Annotated in this window: 15 protein-coding genes; 6 read left to right on the forward strand and 9 right to left on the reverse strand. The window is 74.4% G+C overall.

Going from position 1 to position 17,890, the window contains the following annotated elements; genetic code table 11:
* The 6 genes from ACIA8R_RS27675 to ACIA8R_RS27700 all read right to left on the reverse strand — a co-directional run.
* The coding region (locus tag ACIA8R_RS27675) for a HAMP domain-containing protein (RefSeq protein WP_397041156.1) at positions 1–215 on the reverse strand (215 nt) is incomplete at its 3' end.
* 130 nt (positions 216–345) lie between these two features.
* Positions 346–843 (reverse strand): STAS domain-containing protein, encoded by a 498-nt coding sequence (locus ACIA8R_RS27680; RefSeq protein ID WP_397041158.1) that lies wholly within the window; start codon positions 841–843, stop codon positions 346–348.
* A 91-nt stretch (positions 844–934) separates the two neighbouring features.
* Positions 935–2,380 (reverse strand): MFS transporter, encoded by a 1,446-nt coding sequence (locus tag ACIA8R_RS27685; RefSeq protein ID WP_397041159.1) that lies wholly within the window; start codon positions 2,378–2,380, stop codon positions 935–937.
* 110 nt (positions 2,381–2,490) lie between these two features.
* Complete coding sequence (locus tag ACIA8R_RS27690; protein ID WP_364102439.1) at positions 2,491–3,093, reverse strand: TetR family transcriptional regulator; 603 nt, start codon at positions 3,091–3,093, stop codon at positions 2,491–2,493.
* Between the two features lie 96 nt (positions 3,094–3,189).
* A complete protein-coding gene (locus ACIA8R_RS27695; RefSeq protein WP_357707488.1) occupies positions 3,190–3,633 on the reverse strand; it encodes a CBS domain-containing protein in 444 nt (147 codons plus the stop codon).
* Between the two features lie 105 nt (positions 3,634–3,738).
* Entirely contained in the window at positions 3,739–4,728 is a 990-nt protein-coding gene (locus ACIA8R_RS27700) for a winged helix-turn-helix domain-containing protein (protein WP_397041161.1), read from the reverse strand.
* A 93-nt stretch (positions 4,729–4,821) separates the two neighbouring features.
* Here ACIA8R_RS27700 and ACIA8R_RS27705 point away from each other — a divergent pair, with 93 nt between their 5' ends.
* Genes ACIA8R_RS27705 through ACIA8R_RS27715 form a run of 3 tightly spaced genes read left to right on the forward strand, consistent with a single transcriptional unit; the run spans position 4,822 to position 9,569 of the window.
* Positions 4,822–6,039 carry an MFS transporter gene (locus ACIA8R_RS27705; protein ID WP_397041162.1) on the forward strand — a complete coding sequence of 406 codons (1,218 nt, stop codon included), beginning with the start codon at positions 4,822–4,824 and terminating at the stop codon, positions 6,037–6,039.
* Positions 6,036–6,575: a DUF892 family protein gene (locus ACIA8R_RS27710; protein ID WP_357707494.1), complete on the forward strand. Its 540-nt coding sequence runs from the start codon at positions 6,036–6,038 to the stop codon at positions 6,573–6,575. Before ACIA8R_RS27705 ends, ACIA8R_RS27710 begins: the two co-directional genes overlap by 4 nt.
* A 57-nt stretch (positions 6,576–6,632) precedes the next feature.
* The gene (locus ACIA8R_RS27715; protein ID WP_397041164.1) at positions 6,633–9,569 is read left to right on the forward strand and encodes an FAD-linked oxidase C-terminal domain-containing protein; all 2,937 of its coding nucleotides are present in this window, start codon (positions 6,633–6,635) and stop codon (positions 9,567–9,569) included.
* 62 nt (positions 9,570–9,631) lie between these two features.
* Here the strand turns inward: ACIA8R_RS27715 and ACIA8R_RS27720 are convergent, their stop codons facing one another.
* Genes ACIA8R_RS27720 through ACIA8R_RS27730 form a run of 3 tightly spaced genes read right to left on the reverse strand, consistent with a single transcriptional unit; the run spans position 9,632 to position 14,214 of the window.
* Positions 9,632–11,764, reverse strand: coding sequence for an ATP-dependent RecD-like DNA helicase (locus ACIA8R_RS27720; protein WP_397041166.1), 2,133 nt, complete (start codon positions 11,762–11,764; stop codon positions 9,632–9,634).
* Between the two features lie 34 nt (positions 11,765–11,798).
* On the reverse strand, positions 11,799–13,055 hold the full coding sequence (locus ACIA8R_RS27725; protein WP_364102454.1) for an erythromycin esterase family protein: 1,257 nt from the start codon (positions 13,053–13,055) through the stop codon (positions 11,799–11,801).
* A complete protein-coding gene (locus ACIA8R_RS27730) occupies positions 13,048–14,214 on the reverse strand; it encodes an acetate/propionate family kinase (protein WP_357707503.1) in 1,167 nt (388 codons plus the stop codon). The genes ACIA8R_RS27725 and ACIA8R_RS27730 overlap by 8 nt, the downstream gene beginning before the upstream one ends.
* Before the next feature lie 133 nt (positions 14,215–14,347).
* On the opposite strand from ACIA8R_RS27730, the gene ACIA8R_RS27735 reads away from it, so the two are divergent.
* Genes ACIA8R_RS27735 through ACIA8R_RS27745 form a run of 3 tightly spaced genes read left to right on the forward strand, consistent with a single transcriptional unit; the run spans position 14,348 to position 17,846 of the window.
* Positions 14,348–14,860: a 2Fe-2S iron-sulfur cluster-binding protein gene (locus ACIA8R_RS27735; RefSeq protein ID WP_357707504.1), complete on the forward strand. Its 513-nt coding sequence runs from the start codon at positions 14,348–14,350 to the stop codon at positions 14,858–14,860.
* Positions 14,857–15,828, forward strand: coding sequence for a xanthine dehydrogenase family protein subunit M (locus ACIA8R_RS27740; RefSeq protein ID WP_364102458.1), 972 nt, complete (start codon positions 14,857–14,859; stop codon positions 15,826–15,828). Before ACIA8R_RS27735 ends, ACIA8R_RS27740 begins: the two co-directional genes overlap by 4 nt.
* Positions 15,825–17,846 (forward strand): xanthine dehydrogenase family protein molybdopterin-binding subunit, encoded by a 2,022-nt coding sequence (locus tag ACIA8R_RS27745; RefSeq protein ID WP_364102461.1) that lies wholly within the window; start codon positions 15,825–15,827, stop codon positions 17,844–17,846. The genes ACIA8R_RS27740 and ACIA8R_RS27745 overlap by 4 nt, the downstream gene beginning before the upstream one ends.
* Positions 17,847–17,890: the final 44 nt, after the last annotated feature.

Consider the following 17,890-nt stretch of genomic DNA (forward strand, 5'->3'; position numbering starts at 1 on the left):
AACGACAGCTGGTCGACCATGCCGTTGAACACCGAGGCGATCTCACCGAGCAGCCCGTCGGCGTCCTCGGGCAGACGGGTGCGGAAGTCGCCGTCACGGACCGCCGTCAGCCCGCCGAGCAGCTGACGCAGCTCCGTCTCACCCACCTCCGACGGGCCCCGGACGCGTTTGCCGCGCCCGCCCGAACGTGCGGTGCCGACCGTGGGGTCGCTCATGTCGTGTTCCTCGTTCCGTGCTCGCCCGGCATGGAAGAACTTCAACCCTGGGTAGCGGAAGAGTAGCCGCCTGCGCCCAGACGCGCGCTAGCCCCGAAGTTAGCCAAGAATGCCCCCGCGCGCCCGCCGGTCACCCGGAACGTTCCGCGGCGGCCCTGGCGGCGGCCACCGCCTCCTCGACGGTGTCGTGCACCGGGACGTGCGCGAGCACCCCGGTGATGTCCAGCAACCGCGCGGGAAGGGGCTGCACCGCGGCCAGGCGCACCGCGCCCGACCTCCCGAGCTGGTCGGTGGCGAAGGCCAGCAGGACGTGCAGGCCCGAGCTGTCCACGAACGGCACCCGCGCCAGGTCGAACACGACGTGGCCGGGCTCGGGACGTTCCCTGAGGAAGCTCTCGAACTGGCCCCGGTTGGTGGCGTCGAGTTCGCCGGACACCACGATCACGGTCACGCCCGGCCGCTCCCGGCGCAGGAGCGTCAGCGGTGGCATCGCCGTGGCCCGCCGCGCGTCCGGCGGGACGCCGCCGGCGGAGGAGGCGCGCCGCCCGGCGCCAGGCCATGACCGGCCCCGGCGGAGGCCGGAGGTGTCGAGAAGCCGCGTCCCGCGGGGGGCGGAGCAGTCACGCAAGCAGAATAGCCTCCCGGAGTCGCCGGGGACATCCCGTCGGTGACCGCGCCAGTGCCCAGTGGCCGTGCTGGTGACCGTGCTGGTGACCGTGCTAGTGACCGTGACCGTGGCCGTGGCCGACGAACGCGCCCGCCGGCTTGCCGGGCGGCACGAGGCCCAGCGAGATCACGGCCGCCACCCCCGCGACGACCGCGCACAGCACGAGCCCCGAGGTGAAGCCGCCGACGCCCGCGCCCGGCCCCAGGCTGGACGCGGCGACCGTGGACACCACCGCCACCCCGATCGAGCCGCCCAGCTCGTGGAAGGTGTTGATCACCCCGGAGGCGACGCCGTTCTCGCCGGGCGGGACGTTGGCCATCGTCGTCGTGGTGGCGGTCACGAACGCCGGCCCGATCCCCACGGCGGCCAGCACGAACCCCGGCACCAGAGTGGTGAACGCCCCCGCCTCGGGGGAGACCCGCGTCATCAGCGCCGCCCCCACGGCGGTCAGCGCGAACGACGCCACGGCCACCGGCCGGCCGCCGACCTTGCCGATGAGCCGGCCGCCGAGGTGCGCGCCGAGCGTGATGGCGACGGCGACGGGCAGGAACGTGAGCCCCGTCCGCAGCGGGCTGAAGCCCAGGACGTGCTGGAGGTAGAGGGAGCTGAGGAAGAACAGGCCCAGCATCAGGCCGGTCGCGACCAGCATGACGAACGCACCCGAGACGACGGGCCGCCTGGCCAGGGTCTCCACCCGCATGAGCGGCGCCCGCACGGACCGCTCGACCAGCACGAACGCCACGTACGAGAGCGCGGCCCCGGCCAGCGGCAGCACGGTTCCCACGGCGCCCCAGCCGCCGTCGCCGGCCGCGACGAGCCCGTAGATCAACAAGGCGGTCGCCAGGGTGACGAGCAGGGCGCCCACGACGTCCACGCGCCCGCCACCGTGAGCCCCCGGGACGTGGCGGGCGGTCGGGACCACGGCCGGGACGGCGGCCAGGACCAGCAGACCCACGGGCACGTTCACGAAGAACGCCCACATCCAGCCGGGCCCGTCGGTGAGGACGCCGCCGAGGAGCACGCCGATGGCCGCGCCCGAGCCGCCGACGGCCGCCCAGACGGCGAGCGCGCGGGCCCGGCGTTCGCCCTGGAAGACGGTGGTGACGACGGCCAGGGCCGCGGGGGACAGCAGCGCCGCGCCGACCCCCTGGAGGGCCCGTCCGGCGATGAGCGTGGTGCCGTCGCCGGCCAGGCCGCAGGCCAGCGAGGCCGCGGTGAACAGCGTCAGCCCGGCCAGCAGCGTGCGGCGGGGGCCGACCGCGTCGGCGAGCCGCCCGCCGAGCACCATCAGGCCGCCGAAGCACAACGTGTACGTGGTCACCACCCAGGTGAGCGCCTCACGTCCGAGCGCGAGGTCGGCGCCGATGGTGGGCAGCGCCACCTGCACGACGGTGATGTCGATGATCAGCATGAACTGCGCCAGGCACAACAGCACCAGCACCGCCCAGCCCTTGCTCCGAACGGGCGCGGCAGCCCGCGTCCCGACGTGATGACTCATCCGTGACTCCTTAACTCGAACACTGATGTTCAAGTTAAGCACAACAAAACGGTACGCCGGTAGGGTGTCCCGGCGGCCGGGGACGTGCGGGGAGCCGGAAGGGCGGGAGGTTATGCCGAAGCGGGCGCGGCGAGGAGGGAGAGCATGGTGCGGGTCAGGACCGGCTCGACCTGCTCGGCGGCCAGGCGCCCGGCCTCCCGCTCCTGGGCCGCGCTGTGGATGATCGCGAAGAACGTCGTCACCAGCCACTCCAGCGGCAGGTCCGTACGGAAGTCGCCGTCGTCCTGGCCGCGGGCGATCAGTCGCTCCACCCGGCGCAGCGGGCGGTCGTGGTGCTCGCGGATGCGTTCGGTGGGCAGCACCCGGTCGGCGGCCACGAAGAGGCGGCGGTGGCGGTTGAGGATCTCCCACGACGAGTGCAGCAGCCCGGCCATCGCCTCGGGGGCGGGGGCCGTGTCGAGGGACTCGTCCGCCAGCACGGCGTCCGCCAGCCCGACGGTGTGATCGAGGACGGCGTCCACCAGGGCCTCGCGGGAGGGGAAGTGGCCGTACAGGGTGACCCGGCCGACGCCGGCGGCCTTGGCGATCTCGGCCACGCTCGCGCCCGGGTCGTCGCTGAGCAGCCGCGTCCCGGCTTCCAGGATGGCGGCGATGTTGCGTTCGGCGTCGGCGCGCCGGGCAGGGACGGGCTGTCGGGCGGCGGTCTTCCCCATGCACCCAGCCTACGACGCCCGAGGCCGGAGATCGGCGGCGCCCTCCGGCGCGTCACCGGCCACAGACCGGCCTCTTACCGGCCACGGACCGGCCGGTCAGAGGGTGAGGGCGTGGTCCAGGAGGGACTGGAGCGTGACGGCTCCGGCCACGCGGCCGCCGTCCACGATCGCCACCAGGGGGCTGCGGGTGCGGGCCATGAGCGCCGACAGTTCGAGCACCGTCGCCTTCATGTCGGCCACCGGCAGCTCGCGCGGCCGCTCCGGAAGGCACTCGCGGACGGTACGCGTGCCGAGCCGGTGCAGGAACCGGTCGGCGTGGGCCTCGTCCACCACCCGGGCCAGCGCCGGGTCGTCCTGGCAGTAGGGCGGCACGGCCAGCCGCAGCACCTGCGTGCCGGGGAGGATGCTGTGGGGGCGGCCGTCGTCGTCGATCACGATGAGGCCGGGCAGGTCGCGCTCGGCCAGCAGCCGGGCGGCGTCGAGCGCCGACGTGTCGAGCGTGACCGTCGGGAAGTCCGCGACGAGATCGCGTGCGCGCATGGGTGATCGTTCCTCCGGCCCACAGCCTAGCCAACCCCCCCTCCCACTGTCGTGGGGGCCGGGGTCAGGAAGGGAGACGCAGGTAGCCGGGCGGGACGTGGACGGTCAGCCAGACGCCGTTGGCGCTGCGCAGGTTTGTGTCCGTACGAGTGCGTCGCCGAGCTCCGTACGGTGGTACAGGACCGAACGGCCGGTCCGGACGCGGCCGACCAGCCCCGCGTCGAGCAGCACCTTGAGATGGCGGCCGACCGAGCCCAGGCCCTGGCCGGTGAGCGCGACGAGCTGCGTGGTGCTCATAGGCGTCTCCAGCAGCACCAGCACGCCCGCCCGCGCCCCGCCCAGCAGCCTGCCCAGCGCGTCCGGCGCGGGCGGGGGGCCGACGTCGGCCAGCGGCCCCGAGCAGGGGTAGACGATCGCGCAGCGGCGGGAGCCGTGCCAGCTCACCCAGCCCTGGCGCGGCGTCACCGGCACGAACATCAGCCGGGCGCCCGGCAGGTCGCGCGGCGGGTTGTCGTGGACGCTGACCCGCAACCGGCCGTCGCCGAGCCAGCGCAGGCCGGGACGCATGCCGTCCAGGGCCGCCGCCCAGCCGCCCCGGCCCAGCCGCGCGGTGCGGGCCGTGACGTCGGCCTCGATGATCCGGCGGCGCCGCGCCCAGGTGGGCAGCACCGTCTCCCGCCACACCCACTCCAGCCGGGCGGCCATGCGCTCGGGCAGGTCGTCGCGGCGCAGCGCGGCGGGCACGGGGCCGCCCAGCGACTCGGTCAGGTCTTCGCGCGCCCGCTCGGGCGGGGTCTCGCGGACGCTCGCCACCTCCTCCTCGAAGGCGGCCTCACCCTCCCCTTCGGGCGTCGGCGTGAGGAACGTCGCGTTCCACGTACGGCCCAGCGCGGCGCGGACGAGCAGCGCCGTGACCGGGTCGGCGGCCTGCTCCGCGCGGTAGGCGGGCAGGTGGGCGGCCAGCCAGGCGTCCTCACCGGGGTGGGCGGCGACGCCGCGGTCCAGCGTCTTCAGCGCGGCGATCGTCTCGGCCAGCGGCGACAGGACGAACCGGCCGCCCGCGAGGGTGTCGGCGTCCACCTGCCAGAAATCCACGTCATCCCCTCCTTTCGCCGCCTGCCGGACGTTGTTTCGCGGGTGCGCGAAACAGTATCGCCCGTCGCCGCCGGTCACGGAGACTGCCGTTCCATGCGTACGTACCGGGATCTGTTCGGCAGGTCCGGATTCACCCCGCTCTTCCTGGTCTCGTCCGGGCAGGTGGCGGGACAGACGGTGAGCGGGCTCGCCCTCGGCACCCTCGTCTACGCCGACACCGGATCGCCGCTGCTGTCGGGGCTGGCCATGTTCGGCCCGGCGCTGGCCCAGGTGGCGGGGGCGGCGACGCTGCTGTCGGCGGCCGACCGGCTGCCGCCGCGCGCCGCCCTGTCCGGGCTGGCGCTGGTGTCCGCGCTCGCCGCCGCCGTGCTGGCCGTCCCCGGGCTGCCCGTGTGGGGGATGCTCGCCGTCGTGCTGGCGCTCGGCGCGCTGTCCGCGCTCGGCGGGGGCGTCCGGTACGGGCTGCTCAACGAGCTGCTCGACCAGGACGGATACCTGCTCGGCCGGTCGCTGCTCAACATGTCCTCCGGCATCGTGCAGATCGCCGGGTTCGGCGCGGGCGGCGTGCTCGTGACCGTCCTGTCGCCACGCGGGACGCTGCTCGCCGCGGCTGCCCTCCACCTGGCCGCCGCCCTGGCCGGGCTCGGGCTCGGACGGCGGCGCCCGCGCGCGGCCGGACGGCCCTCGCCCGCCGAGACCTGGCGCGACAACGCCCGCCTGTGGTCCTCCCGCCCGCGCAGGAGCGTCTACCTCGCCCTCTGGCTGCCGAACGGCCTGATCGTCGGCTGCGAGTCGCTGTTCGTGCCGCTCGCGCCCGAACGGGCCGGGCTGCTGTTCGCCTGCGCCGCCACCGGGATGCTCGCCGGCGACGTGCTGGCCGGCCGGTACGTGCCGGCGCGCTGGCGGGCACGGCTGGTCACGCCGCTGTACCTGCTGCTCGCGCTGCCGTACCTGGCGTTCGTGGCCTACCCGTCGCCGGTGCTGGTCGCGCTCGCCTCGGCCGGGTTCGCCGCCACCCTGCTGCTCCAGGACCGGCTGATGGCGCTCACGCCCCCGGAGCTGAGCGGGCACGCGCTCGGGCTGCACTCCTCCGGCATGATCGCCACGCAGGGGGTGGCCGCCGCGCTCGCCGGCGCCCTGGCCGAGCGCACCTCGCCGGGGACGGCCATGGCCGTGCTGGCGGCGGCCTCGGCGGCGATCACCCTCGCGCTGGCGCCCCGCCTGCGGTCCGCCCGTGTCGCAACCTCTGGGGAAGGTCCGGCGAAGATACCGTTGACCAGGGGAAATCGCCGGGGGAAGGACACATCATGACGCAGACGGACGACTTCGTGCTCGACGTCACCAGGATCCGCGAGCAGGTGCGCCAGAAGATGGACGAAGGGCCGATCACGCAGACCTTCGGCCGCGACCCGGCGAAGGTCATCGAGATCCTCAACGACGTGATCGCCACCGAGGTGGTGTGCTGGCTCAGGTACACCAGGCACGCCATCTCGGCCAAGGGCATCGACCGCGCGCAGGTGGCGGCGGAGTTCACCGAGCACGCCAAGGAGGAGCTCGACCACGCGCTGCGCGCCGCCGAACGCGTCAGTCAGCTCGGCGGCGAGCCCGACTTCGACCCGGCCAAGCTCGTCCAGCGCTCGCACACCGACTACCAGGTGCCCGCCGACACCGACCTCAAGGCGCTGCTGGAGGCCAACCTGTGGGCCGAGCGCATCGTCATCTCCACCTACCAGGAGATCATCCGCTGGCTCGGCGAGGGCGACCCCACCACCCGCCGGCTCATGGAGTCGATCCTGGAAGAGGAGGAGGAGCACGCCGACGACCTCACCGACCTGCTCGGGGTCTAGAACCTGGCTTGGGCGGCCGTTGGGCGGCCCGTGAGCCGGCCAGGGTAAGGGCCGGGCATGAAGAGCCTGGTCAACGCGCCCGTCACGCACACGCCGCCGTCCCGTGAGATCGACGTCGAGACGCTGAGCCGCCGCCTCGCCGAGGCCGTGGACGGCGAGGTGCGCTTCGACGCGGGCAGCCGCGCCGCCTACGCGCGCGACGGCTCCAACTACCGGCAGGTCCCGATCGGCGTCGTCGTGCCGCGCCACCTGGACGCCGGGGTCGCGGCGGTGGCCGTGTGCCGGTCCAGGGACGTCCCCGTGCTCTCGCGCGGCGGCGGCACCAGCCTGGCCGGGCAGTGCTGCAACGCGGCGGTGGTGATCGACTGGTCCAAGCACTGCGGCGCGGTCGAGTCCGTCGACGTGGCGGCCCGCCGGATCGTCGTCCAGGCCGGGGCCGTGCTCGACCAGGTGGACCACGAGCTGGAGCCGCACGGGCTGATGGTCGGGCCCAGGCCGTCCAGCCATCGGGCCTGCACGATCGGCGGCATGATCGGCAACAACTCGTGCGGGGCCTCCGCGCAGGCGTACGGGAAGATGTCGCAGTCGGTGCTCCGCCTGGAGATCCTCACCTACGACGGCGTGCGCGCCTGGGTGGGGCCGACCAGCGACGCCGAGTACGACCGCATCCAGGCCCAGGGCGGCCGCCTGGCCGAGATCTACCGCCAGGTGCGTGACCTGCGCGACGAGACCATGGAACTGGTCCGCACCCGCTATCCCCGGCTGGAACGCCGCATCTCCGGCTACAACCTCGACCGGCTGCTGCCCGAGAACGGGTTCGACCTGGCCCGCGCCCTGGTCGGCAGCGAGGGCACGCTGGTGACCGTGCTGCGCGCCGAGCTGAGCGTCGTGCCGTCCCCGCCCGCCAGGGCGCTGGCCGTGCTCGGGTTCGAGGACGTCTTCACCGCCGCCGACGCCGTCCCCGCCGTGGCCCGGCACGCGCCGATCGCGCTGGAGGCCATGGACGAGACCATGTACCGGCTGGCCAAGCTGGAGCACCCCGGCGACGCGGCGCTCCAGGACCTGCCCGAGGGCGGCGGCTGGCTGCTGGTGCAGTTCGGCGGGGACACGCCCGAGCAGGCGCGCGAGCGGGCCGAGACGATGATGCGCGACGTGGGGGAGCGGGCCGAGGCGCCCACGCCCACGCACGCCTTCCTCGGCGACCCGGCCAGGGAGGACCGGTTGTGGCGGTGGCGGGAGTCGGGGCTCGGCGTGGAGGCGTACCCGCCGACCGGGCGGCAGACGTACGAGGGCTGGTCGGACGCGGCCGTGCCGCCCGAGCGGCTGGGCGCCTACCTGCGTGACTACGAGCGGCTGCTGCGCGCGCACGACTACCAGGACTCCGCCCTGTACGGCCACTTCGGCCAGGGCTGCGTGCACGGCCGGCTCCCGCTCGACCTGCACACCGACGACGGCATCGCCAGGTACCGGGCCTTCGCCCGGGAGGCCGCCGAACTGGTCGCCTCCTACGGCGGCTCGCTGTCCGGCGAGCACGGCGACGGCCAGGCGCTGGCCGAGCTGCTGCCCGTCATGTTCGGCGAGCAGGTCGTGGAGGTGTTCGGCCGCTTCAAGGCCATCTTCGACCCGCGCGACCGGATGAACCCGGGCAAGGTCGTCCACCCCCGCCACCTGGACCAGAACCTGGCCCAGCGCCGCTTCTACCCGCTCGAACCACGGCAGACGTTCTTCCAGTACCCCAACGACCACGGACGTTTCGGGCACGCCGCCACGCGCTGCGTCGGCACCGGCACCTGCCGCAAGCACACCTTCGAGGGCGGCGTGATGTGCCCCAGCTACCGGGTGACCCGCGAGGAGGAGCACTCCACGCGCGGGCGCGCCCGGCTGCTGGAGGAGATGGTGCGCGGCGACGTCATCACCGACGGCTGGCGCTCGGCCGCCGTGCGCGACGCGCTCGACCTGTGCCTGTCCTGCAAAGGCTGCCGCTCCGAATGCCCGGTGAACGTGGACATGGCCACCTACAAGGCCGAGTTCCTCGCCCACCACTACCGGCGCCGCGTCCGGCCGCGCTCCCACTACTCGATGGGCTGGCTGCCGGTGTGGGCCGCGCTCGCCTCGGCCGCGCCCGGCCTAGTCAACGCCGCCGGCTCCGCGCCCGGGCTGTCGCGGCTGGTCAAGGCCGTCGCGGGGATCACGCCGGAGCGTGACCTGCCGAGGTTCGCCCGGCAGCGGTTCACCGACTGGTTCCGGCGGCGACCCCGGGGCGGGCCCGGCACGCGGGGGCGGGTGGTGCTGTGGGCCGACACGTTCACCGACCACTTCGACCCGCACATCGGGCGGGCCGCCGTGGACGTGCTGGAGGCGGCCGGGTTCGAGGTGGTGGTGCCGCCCGTGACGCTGTGCTGCGGGCTGACGTGGATCAGCACCGGGCAGCTCGGGATCGCGCGGCGGGTGCTGGCGCGTACGGTGGGGGCGCTCGCGCCGTGGGCCGAGGCCGGGGTGCCGGTGGTGGGCCTGGAGCCGAGCTGCGCGGCCGTGTTCCGCTCCGACGGGCCCGAACTGCTCAACACGCCCGAGACCCGGCTGCTGTCGGAGCGGTTCCTGACCCTGGCCGAGCTGCTGGAGACGCGGGCGGCCGACTGGCGACCCGACACGGCCGGCGGGCAGGCGATCGCGCAGGTGCACTGCCACCAGAGCGCCGTCATGGGGTACGACGCCGACCGGGCCGTGCTCGACCGCTTCGGCATCCGGACCAGCGTGCTCGACTCCGGCTGCTGCGGGCAGGCCGGGAACTTCGGGTTCGAGCGGGGGCATCACGAGGTGGCGCAGGCGTGCGCCGAGCAGGGGCTCTGGCCGGCCGTACGGTCGGCGGAGCCGGACGACGAACTGCTCGCCGACGGCTTCTCCTGCCGCACCCAGATCGCCGCCGCCGGCACCGGACGCCAGGGCCGCCACCTGGCCGAACTCCTCGCCACGGCCCTCGTCCACCGGCCCTGACCCGGCCGGGCACACCCGCCATCAGCCCGCCAGGCCCTGACCCGGCCGGGGACGGCCCGCCGTCAGTCCGCCAGGCTCTGGGACAGGCGGCGGGGCAGGCCGGTGTTGCGGGGGCGGCCCACGCGGTGGACGGCCAGCTCCAGCGCCTCGCGCTGCCCCACCAGCACGACCCACGCCTTGGCCCGCGTCACCAGCGTGTACAGCAGCTTGCGCCGCAACATGATCCCGCCGGCCTCGGCCACGATCGGCGCCACCACGAACGGGTATTCGCTGCCCTGGGAGCGGTGCACGCTGATCGCGTAGGCGTGGGTGAGGTCGTCGAGCTCGCCGAACCCGTACTGGACGGTCTCGCCGTCGTCGGTGCGGACCTCGACCACACGGTCCTGAGGGAGGACGGCGGTGACCGTGGCGGTCTCCCCGTTGAAGACGCCCTTGTCGTAGTTGTTGCGGATGGGCATGACCCGGTCGCCCACCCGGAACACCGACGCCCCCGACCAGTGCTCGGCCTTGTCGTCGGCCGCCGGGTTGAGCCGGTCCTGCAACAGCCGGCCGAGCGTCACCGCGCCCGTCTCGCCCTTGCGCATCGGGCACAGCACCTGCACCTGGTCGGGCGAGACGCCCTGCTTGCGGGGGATCGCCTCCATGGCCAGATGGGCCACTCGCTCGGCGACCCGCGCCGGATCGTCGAGCTCCTCGAACCAGAACCCGCCGCGCCCCGGCGTCGCCGGCATCCGGCCGGCCCGGATCAGGTGGGCGGCCTCGACGATGCCGCTGCCGCCCGCCTGACGGAAGACGTGGGTGAGCCGCACGCGGGGGATGGCCTCCACGCGCAGCAGGTCGGCCAGCACGTCGCCGGCGCCGATGCTGGGCAGCTGGTCGCTGTCGCCGATGAGCAGCAGATGGCTGCCCGGCGGGACGGCCGCCGTGAGCCGCGTGGCCAGGTGGAGGTCGAGCATCGACGCCTCGTCGACCACGATCAGGTCGGCCTGCGCGGGCGCCTCCTCGAACAGCGTCGAGGGATCGGGGTCGGGCTGGTGGGCCAGCATGCGGTGGATGGTCATCGCGGGCAGGCCGGTCAGCTCCGACAGGCGTTTGGCCGCCTTGCCGGTGGGGGCCGTGAGCGTGACCGTGCCGCCCGAGGCCCTGATTGTGGCGGCCACGGCCCTGACCGTGTGGCTCTTGCCGCAGCCGGGCCCGCCGGTGATGATCGAGACCGTGCAGGTCAGCGCCATGTTGACGGCCGCGCGCTGGTCGTCGTGGAGGCTCTCGTCCTCGCGGAAGGGGCGCAGCGGCAGCGTGGAGGGGGCCCGCATGAGCCTGGTGAGCTGCTCGGTGAGCTGCCGCTCGCGGGCGTGGACGTGTTTGGCGTAGGCCACCGCCCGCCCCGGCTGCTCCTCGTCGGCCTCGACCACCACCCGCCGCTCGGCCACCAGGGCGTCGACCATCGGCCCGACCGCCTCGGGATCGAGCTCGATCAGCTCGGCCGCCCGCGCCACCAGATGGGGCACCGGCACGAAGCAGTGGCCGTCGCGGACGGCCGCCGACTCCAGCCGGTCGAGCAGCGCCGCCTTGATCCGCTGGGGGCTGCGCTCGGGCACCCCCCGCTGGAGCGCGATGCGGTCGGCGACGCGGAAGGCGATGCCCCTGACCCGGCCGATCAGCCGGTAGGGATCGGTGGCCAGGACCTCCTCGGCCTCGCCGCCGAACACCTGGTGGATCTTGGCCGCGAGCAGCGGGCTGACGCCCAGCCCCTGCAACGTCACCATCAGCGCGGCGACGGCCTTCTGCTCCTGCCACGCCTGGACGATCTGCGCCTGCCGCAGCGGCCCGATGTTGACGACCTCGGTCAGCCGCCCCGGCTCGGCGTCGATGACCTTGAGGGTCTCCTCGCCGAAGTGGTCGACGATCGCGTACGCCAGCCGCGGCCCGATGCCCCGGATCAGCCCCGACCCCAGGTAGACGCGGATCGCCCGGACCGTCGCCGGCACCACCCGCTCGCAGGAGGCCACCGCGAAGCGCCTGCCGTGGCGCGCGTGGTGGCTCCAGTCGCCGGTGAGCCGGAGTGTCTCGCCCGGCTGCGCGCCCGACAGCGCCCGGCCCGTGGCCACGAAGTCGGGCACGCCCTCGGCGCTCATGCGCGCGACGGTGTATTCGTCGTCCCTGACGTAGACGAGCTGCTCGACCGAGGCCTCCACAGCAGCGATCAAACCACCTGCCACCGACAGTCCGTCACATGGCGCTGGGATAGGTCTCCGGCTCGACGTCGTCCCAGGGCTCGGCGTGCAGCGGGTGCAGGGCCTCGGTGACGTCCAGATAGATGAAGGCGTCGTAGCGGTCGCCGAGCGCGGTGGGCACGTAGTTGCCCCACTTCTCGCGCTCGGGCCGGTAGACCACGCCGATCGCCCGGTGGTCCAGCGGCTGGTCGAACCAGTGCGGACGGGGCCGAGGAGGCGTCACGAACAGGGCGCGCTCGCCTCCGAGCGCGTCGTGCAGCAGCGCCTCCAGCGATCCGGGCCTGGCCGGCGGGACGGGCATGACGTGCGCCCGCGTGCCCCAGCCCGCCCCGGCCACGACCGTCCCCCGGTAGCCGCCGAAGCCGACCAGGACGACGTCCTCGCCGTGCCGCTCGCGGGCCAGCTGCCCGAGGTTGGTCATGCCCGCGGCGGCCATGTCGGTGGCGCGGGCGTCGCCGACGTGCGTGTTGTGCGCCCACACCACGCCCTTGGCCTCGTGGAAGGCGGTCAGCCGGTCCAGGGTGTCGGCCATGTGCACGTCCCTGATGTTCCACGAGTCGGGGCCGCCGCCGACCATGGCGCGGTAGTAGCTCTCCGCCCCGGCGACGACCTCGGCGTTCTGCCGGGCCGCGAAGCCGTCGTCGTCGGCGGGCGCGGCCGCCACGAGCGCCCTGAGCAGCTGCACGACCTCGTTCTCGCAGGAGTCGGGGACCAGGCGGGTCTCCAGGCCGTACCGCTGAGGGTCGTGGCCGTAGGACTCGAAGCAGTACAGGGCCTCCATCACCGTGTCCAGCTGGTCGGGCAGGTTGTCGGCGGCGTAGCGGCGCACGGCGCGCAGGGACTCCCACAGGCTGTAGACGTCGAGGCCGTGGAAGCCGACGCGCTCCGCCGGCGGCAGGGCCGAGTTCCAGCGGCGCAGCCAGCGGCAGAACTCGGCGACCTCCTCGTTGGCCCACATGAACGCGGGCCAGCGCCGGTAGGCGTACAGGGCGTCGAAGGGGTCCTCGCCGTCGCGGGTGACCGCGCGGTCGACGCGCTCGCAGTCGGGCCAGTCGCCCTCGACGGCGACGAACCCGAAGCCCTTCTCGGCGATCAGGCGGCGGGTGAGGGCGGCCCGCCAGGTGTAGAAGTCGTGCGTGCCGTGACTGGCCTCGCCGATCAGCACGAGACCGGCCTCGCCGACGCGGTCCAGCAGCGGGTCGAGGTCCTGTTCGCCCGACAGCCGCAGCGCCGAGCGGGTGACGTCATCCATAGCCGTCCTCCTCTGCCGGCCGGAAGACGCCCAGGCATTCGCGGGCGAGCTCCAGCTCCTCGCGCACCTGGACGACCAGGACGGGCACGGCGGCGTCCGGCCCGCTGACCGGGCCGTCGTCGTGCCGGTTGCCGAGCTCGGGCGGCCGCACGCCGAGCAGCCCGAGACGGCGGCAGACCGCCTCGCGCACCTCGGGCTGGTCCCACCCGATCTCGCCGGTGAACACCAGCGCGTCGATCCTGGGCAGCGACGTGGCGGCGGCGGCGATCTCCCGGCTCACGCGGTGGCAGAACACCTCCAGGGCCAGGGCGGCCTCGGCGTCGCCGGCGCGTTCCGCCTCGACCAGCTCGCGGGTGTCGCCCGACCGGCCGCCGGACAGCCCGAGCAGCCCGGAACGGCGTTGCAGGCCCTCGCCCAGCTCGTCGGCCGACAGGTGGCCCTGCGACAGCAGCCACATCAGCATCCCGGGATCGACGCTGCCCGAGCGCTTGCTCATGGGGACGCCGTCCAGCGGGGTGAACCCCATCGAGGTGTCCAGGCTGCGCCCGCCCGACACCGCGCACACCGACGAGCCGCCGCCCAGGTGGGCCAGCACCAGCTCCAGCTCGGCGAGCGGCCGGCCGAGCAGCTCGGCCACCCGGTCGGCGGTCCAGGCGTAGGACAGGCCGTGGAAGCCGTAGCGGCGCAGGCCGTACCGGTCGCGCCACTCGCGCGGCAGGGCGTAGACCGCGGCGGCGTCGGGCAGGCCGGCGTGGAAGGCGGTGTCGGGGCAGAGCACGTGCGGCACGGCGGGAAGCTGCTCGCGGGCCGCCTCCAGCAGCGCCAGCGCGGGCGGCAGGTGCAGCGGCGCCAGGCTCACGACGCCCCGCAGCGCCTCCACGGTCTCGTCGTCGGCGAGGGTGGGCGCGCGTACGACGTCGCCGCCGTGCACCAGTCGGTGCGCCACCGCCCGGATGTCGCGGTCGAAGTGGCCGCCGAGGAAGGCCGCCAGCTCCTCGCGCGCCGAGCCCGGGTCGGCGGCCCGCTCGGCGTGCGCGCTGTCCAGCACGCAACCGCCCTGCACGAGGTCGAGACGCAGGCTCGACGACCCCGCGTTGACGGTGAGCACCGCCTCGGACTCCGCCACCTGCTCGTCGAACTCGTCGAACGCTCGCCCCATGCACCCCTCCGCGGCCCGACTCCTCCTCCCGGCTACCCGCCGCCGGGGGGCCGACACCTGGACACCGTCACCTTTACCGCCACATGTCCGAGCCCGTGATTGTCCGGGGCGGTGGCCGGGTAGGCGAGCGCCTATGGACATCACCGAGCAGGTAGGCGTGCAGGTAGACGTGCAGGTCAACGGCGTGCCGCACACCGTGGCCGTCGATCCCAGGATCTCCCTGCTCGACCTGCTGCGCGAGCGGCTCGGCCTGACCGGCTCCAAGAAGGGCTGCGACCACGGCCAGTGCGGCGCGTGCACGGTGCTCATCGACGGACGCCGGGCCAACTCCTGCCTGGCGCTGGCCGTGGCGGTGGACGGCTGCGAGATCACCACCGTCGAGGGGCTGGCCTCGGGCGAGGAGCTGCACCCGCTGCAGGCCGCGTTCATCGAGCACGACGCCTTCCAATGCGGCTACTGCACGCCGGGCCAGCTCTGCTCGGCGGTCGGCATGCTGGGCGAGCCGGGGCCGAGCGCCGTCACCGCCGACCTGCTCCTCGATCCCGGCCTGACACCCGAGGAGATCAGGGAACGCATGAGCGGAAACCTGTGCAGGTGCGGCGCCTACCCCGGCATCGTGGCCGCGATCGGCGAGGTGGCCCCGTGAAGCCGTTCGACTACGCCCGCGCCCAGAGCCCGTCGGACGCGGTCAGCAGGTACGGCCCCGGCACGATGTACCTGGGCGGCGGCACCAACCTGGTCGACCTCATGCGCCTGGGCGTGGCCGCGCCCGACCACCTCGTGGACGTCAGCCGCCTGCCGCTGGACGCCATCGAGCCCGTACGCGACCGGCTGCGGATCGGCGCGGCCGTGCGCAACAGCGACCTGGCGGCCGACCCGCTCGTCCGCAGCCGCTACCCGATGCTCTCCCGGGCCGTGCTGACCGGCGCCTCCGGCCAGGTCAGGAACATGGCCACGGTGGCCGGCAACCTGCTGCAACGCACCCGCTGCCCCTACTTCCAGGACGTGACCAGGCCGTGCAACAAGCGTGAGCCCGGCACCGGCTGCCCCGCGATCGAGGGCGACCACGCCAACCTGGCCGTCCTCGGCGCCTCCGACGCCTGCGTGGCCACCCACCCCTCCGACATGGCCGTGGCGCTGGCCGCGCTCGACGCCGAGGTGCACGTCACCGGCCCGGCCGGCGACCGGATCATCCCCATGCCCGGCCTGCACCGCCTGCCCGGCGACGCGCCCGAGCGCGACACCGTGCTCGACCCCGGCATGCTGATCACCGCCGTCGAGCTGCCCGCGCCGCCCCCGGGCGCCTCCCTCTACCGCAAGGTCCGCGAGCGGGCCTCGTTCGCGTTCGCGCTGGTGTCCATCGCCGCCGTGCTCGACGTGCGCTGGGACGGCGTGGTGACCGAGTGCCGCATCGCGCTCGGCGGCGTGGCCCACGCGCCCTGGCGGGCCGAACGCGCCGAACGGGCGATCATCGGCGGCCCGGCCACCGGCGAGGCGTACCTGCGGGCCGCCGAGGCCGAGCTCGACCAGGCCCGCCCGCTGCCGCGCAACGCGTTCAAGCTGCCGCTGGCGCGCAACCTGATCGTCCGCACGCTGGAGGAGCTGACGCCGTGAACCGCATCGAGGGGCGCGTCAAGGTCACGGGGCTGGCCACGTACGCCGCCGAGTACCCGGTCGAGGGGGTCGCCCACTGCTACCCGGTGCAGGCCACGATCGCCAGGGGCCGGGTGGCGCGGGTGGACGCGGACGCGGCGCTGGCCATGCCGGGCGTGCTCACCGTGCTGTCCGTCGAGGACCCGCCCGGCCTGTCCGGGGACGCCGACCCCGAGCTGGCGCTGTTCCGCGGCCGGGACGTCGTCTACCGGGGCCAGCTCGTGGCCGCCGTCGTCGCCGGCACCTACGACGAGGCCCGCGCCGCCGCCGACGCCGTACGCGTGACCTACGAGCCGCAGGCCCACGACGTACGGCTGCGCGCCGACCATCCGGACTTGTACCGGCCGGACGTCGTCAACCCGAACCTCGCACCGGACACCGAGAAGGGCGACGTGGACGCCGGGCTGGCCGCCGCCGCGGCGACCGTCGACGTGACGTACACGACGCCGCCCCTGCACAACAACCCGATGGAGCCGCACGCCGCGGTGGCCCTGTGGGCCGAGGACGGCCGGCTCCTGGTCTACGACGCCACCCAGGGCACCAGCGGCGACCGGGACACCATCGCCGCCACCTTCGGCCTGCCCGCCGAGCGGGTGCGGGTGGTGTCCAGGCACGTCGGCGGCGGCTTCGGCTCCAAGGGCACCACCAGGCCGAACGCCGTGCTCGCCGCCCTGGCCGCCAGGGCCGCCGGCCGCCCGGTCAAGGTCGCCTTCACCCGGCAGCAGATGTTCGACCTCACCGGCTACCGCACGCCCACCGTCCAGCGGCTGCGGCTCGGCGCGGACGCCGACGGCCGGCTCACCGCGGTCGAGCACACGGCGTACGTGCAGACCAGCAGGCTCGTGGAGTTCGCCGAGCAGGCCGCCGCCCCCGCCCGCGTCATGTACGCCACGCCCGCGCTGCGCACCGCCCACCGGGTCGTCCGCCTCGACGTGGCCACCCCGTCCTGGATGCGCGCCCCCGGCGAGTGCCCCGGCATGTACGCCCTGGAGTCGGCGATGGACGAGCTGGCCGAGGCGGCCGGGATCGACCCCGTCGAGCTGCGGATCGTCAACGAGCCCACGACCGAGCCGGAGAGCGGGCTGCCGTTCAGCTCCCGCAGCCTGGTGACCTGCCTGCGCGAGGGCGCCCGCCGTTTCGGCTGGGACCGCCGCGACCCGGCGCCCGGCGTCAGGCGCGAGGGGGAGTGGCTGGTCGGCACCGGCGTGGCCGCCTCCACCTACCCGGCCAGACGCGGGCCGTCGCGGGCCACCGCGACCGTGCGCGACGGCGACTTCGTCATCCGCGTGGCCGCCGCCGACATCGGCACCGGCGCCAGGACCGTGCTCACCAGGATCGCCGCCGACTGCCTCGGCGTCGCCCCTGACCGGGTGCACGTCGAGCTCGGCGACAGCGACCTGCCCCAGGCCCCCGTCGCGGGCGGGTCGATGGGCACGGCGTCGTGGGGGTCGGCCGTCGTCCGGGCCTGCGAGGCGCTGCGGGCCGACGGCGGCGAGGGGACCGCCGACACCGCCAAGGAGGTCAAGGCCGACGAGGAACTGGCCCGGCACGCCTTCGGCGCCCAGTTCGCCGAGGTCAGGGTCAGCTCCGTGACCGGCGAGATCCGCCTCTCGCGGCTGCTCGGCGTGTTCGCCGCCGGACGCATCCTGGACGCCAAGCTGGCCAGGTCGCAGTTCGTCGGCGGCATGACCATGGGCATGGGGATGGCCCTGCTGGAGGAGACGCTGACCGACGACGAGTTCGGCGGCTTCCTGCACCGCGACCTGGCCCAGTACCACGTGCCGGCCTGCGCCGACGTGCCGGAGATCGAGGCGGTCTGGATCGACGAGCAGGACGGCCTGCTCAACCCGATGGGCTCCAAGGGCATCGGCGAGATCGGCATCGTGGGCACCGCCGCCGCGATCGGCAACGCCGTTCACCACGCCACCGGCAGGCGGGTGCGCGACCTGCCCATCACGCCCGCCAAAATCCTGGCCTGACCGTCGGGCAGCAGGTTTCGACCGGCCTCCGCCAAGGAAGAGGA

It is taken from the genome of Nonomuraea sp. NPDC051191, from assembly GCF_044455665.1.
Lineage (GTDB): Bacteria > Actinomycetota > Actinomycetes > Streptosporangiales > Streptosporangiaceae > Nonomuraea.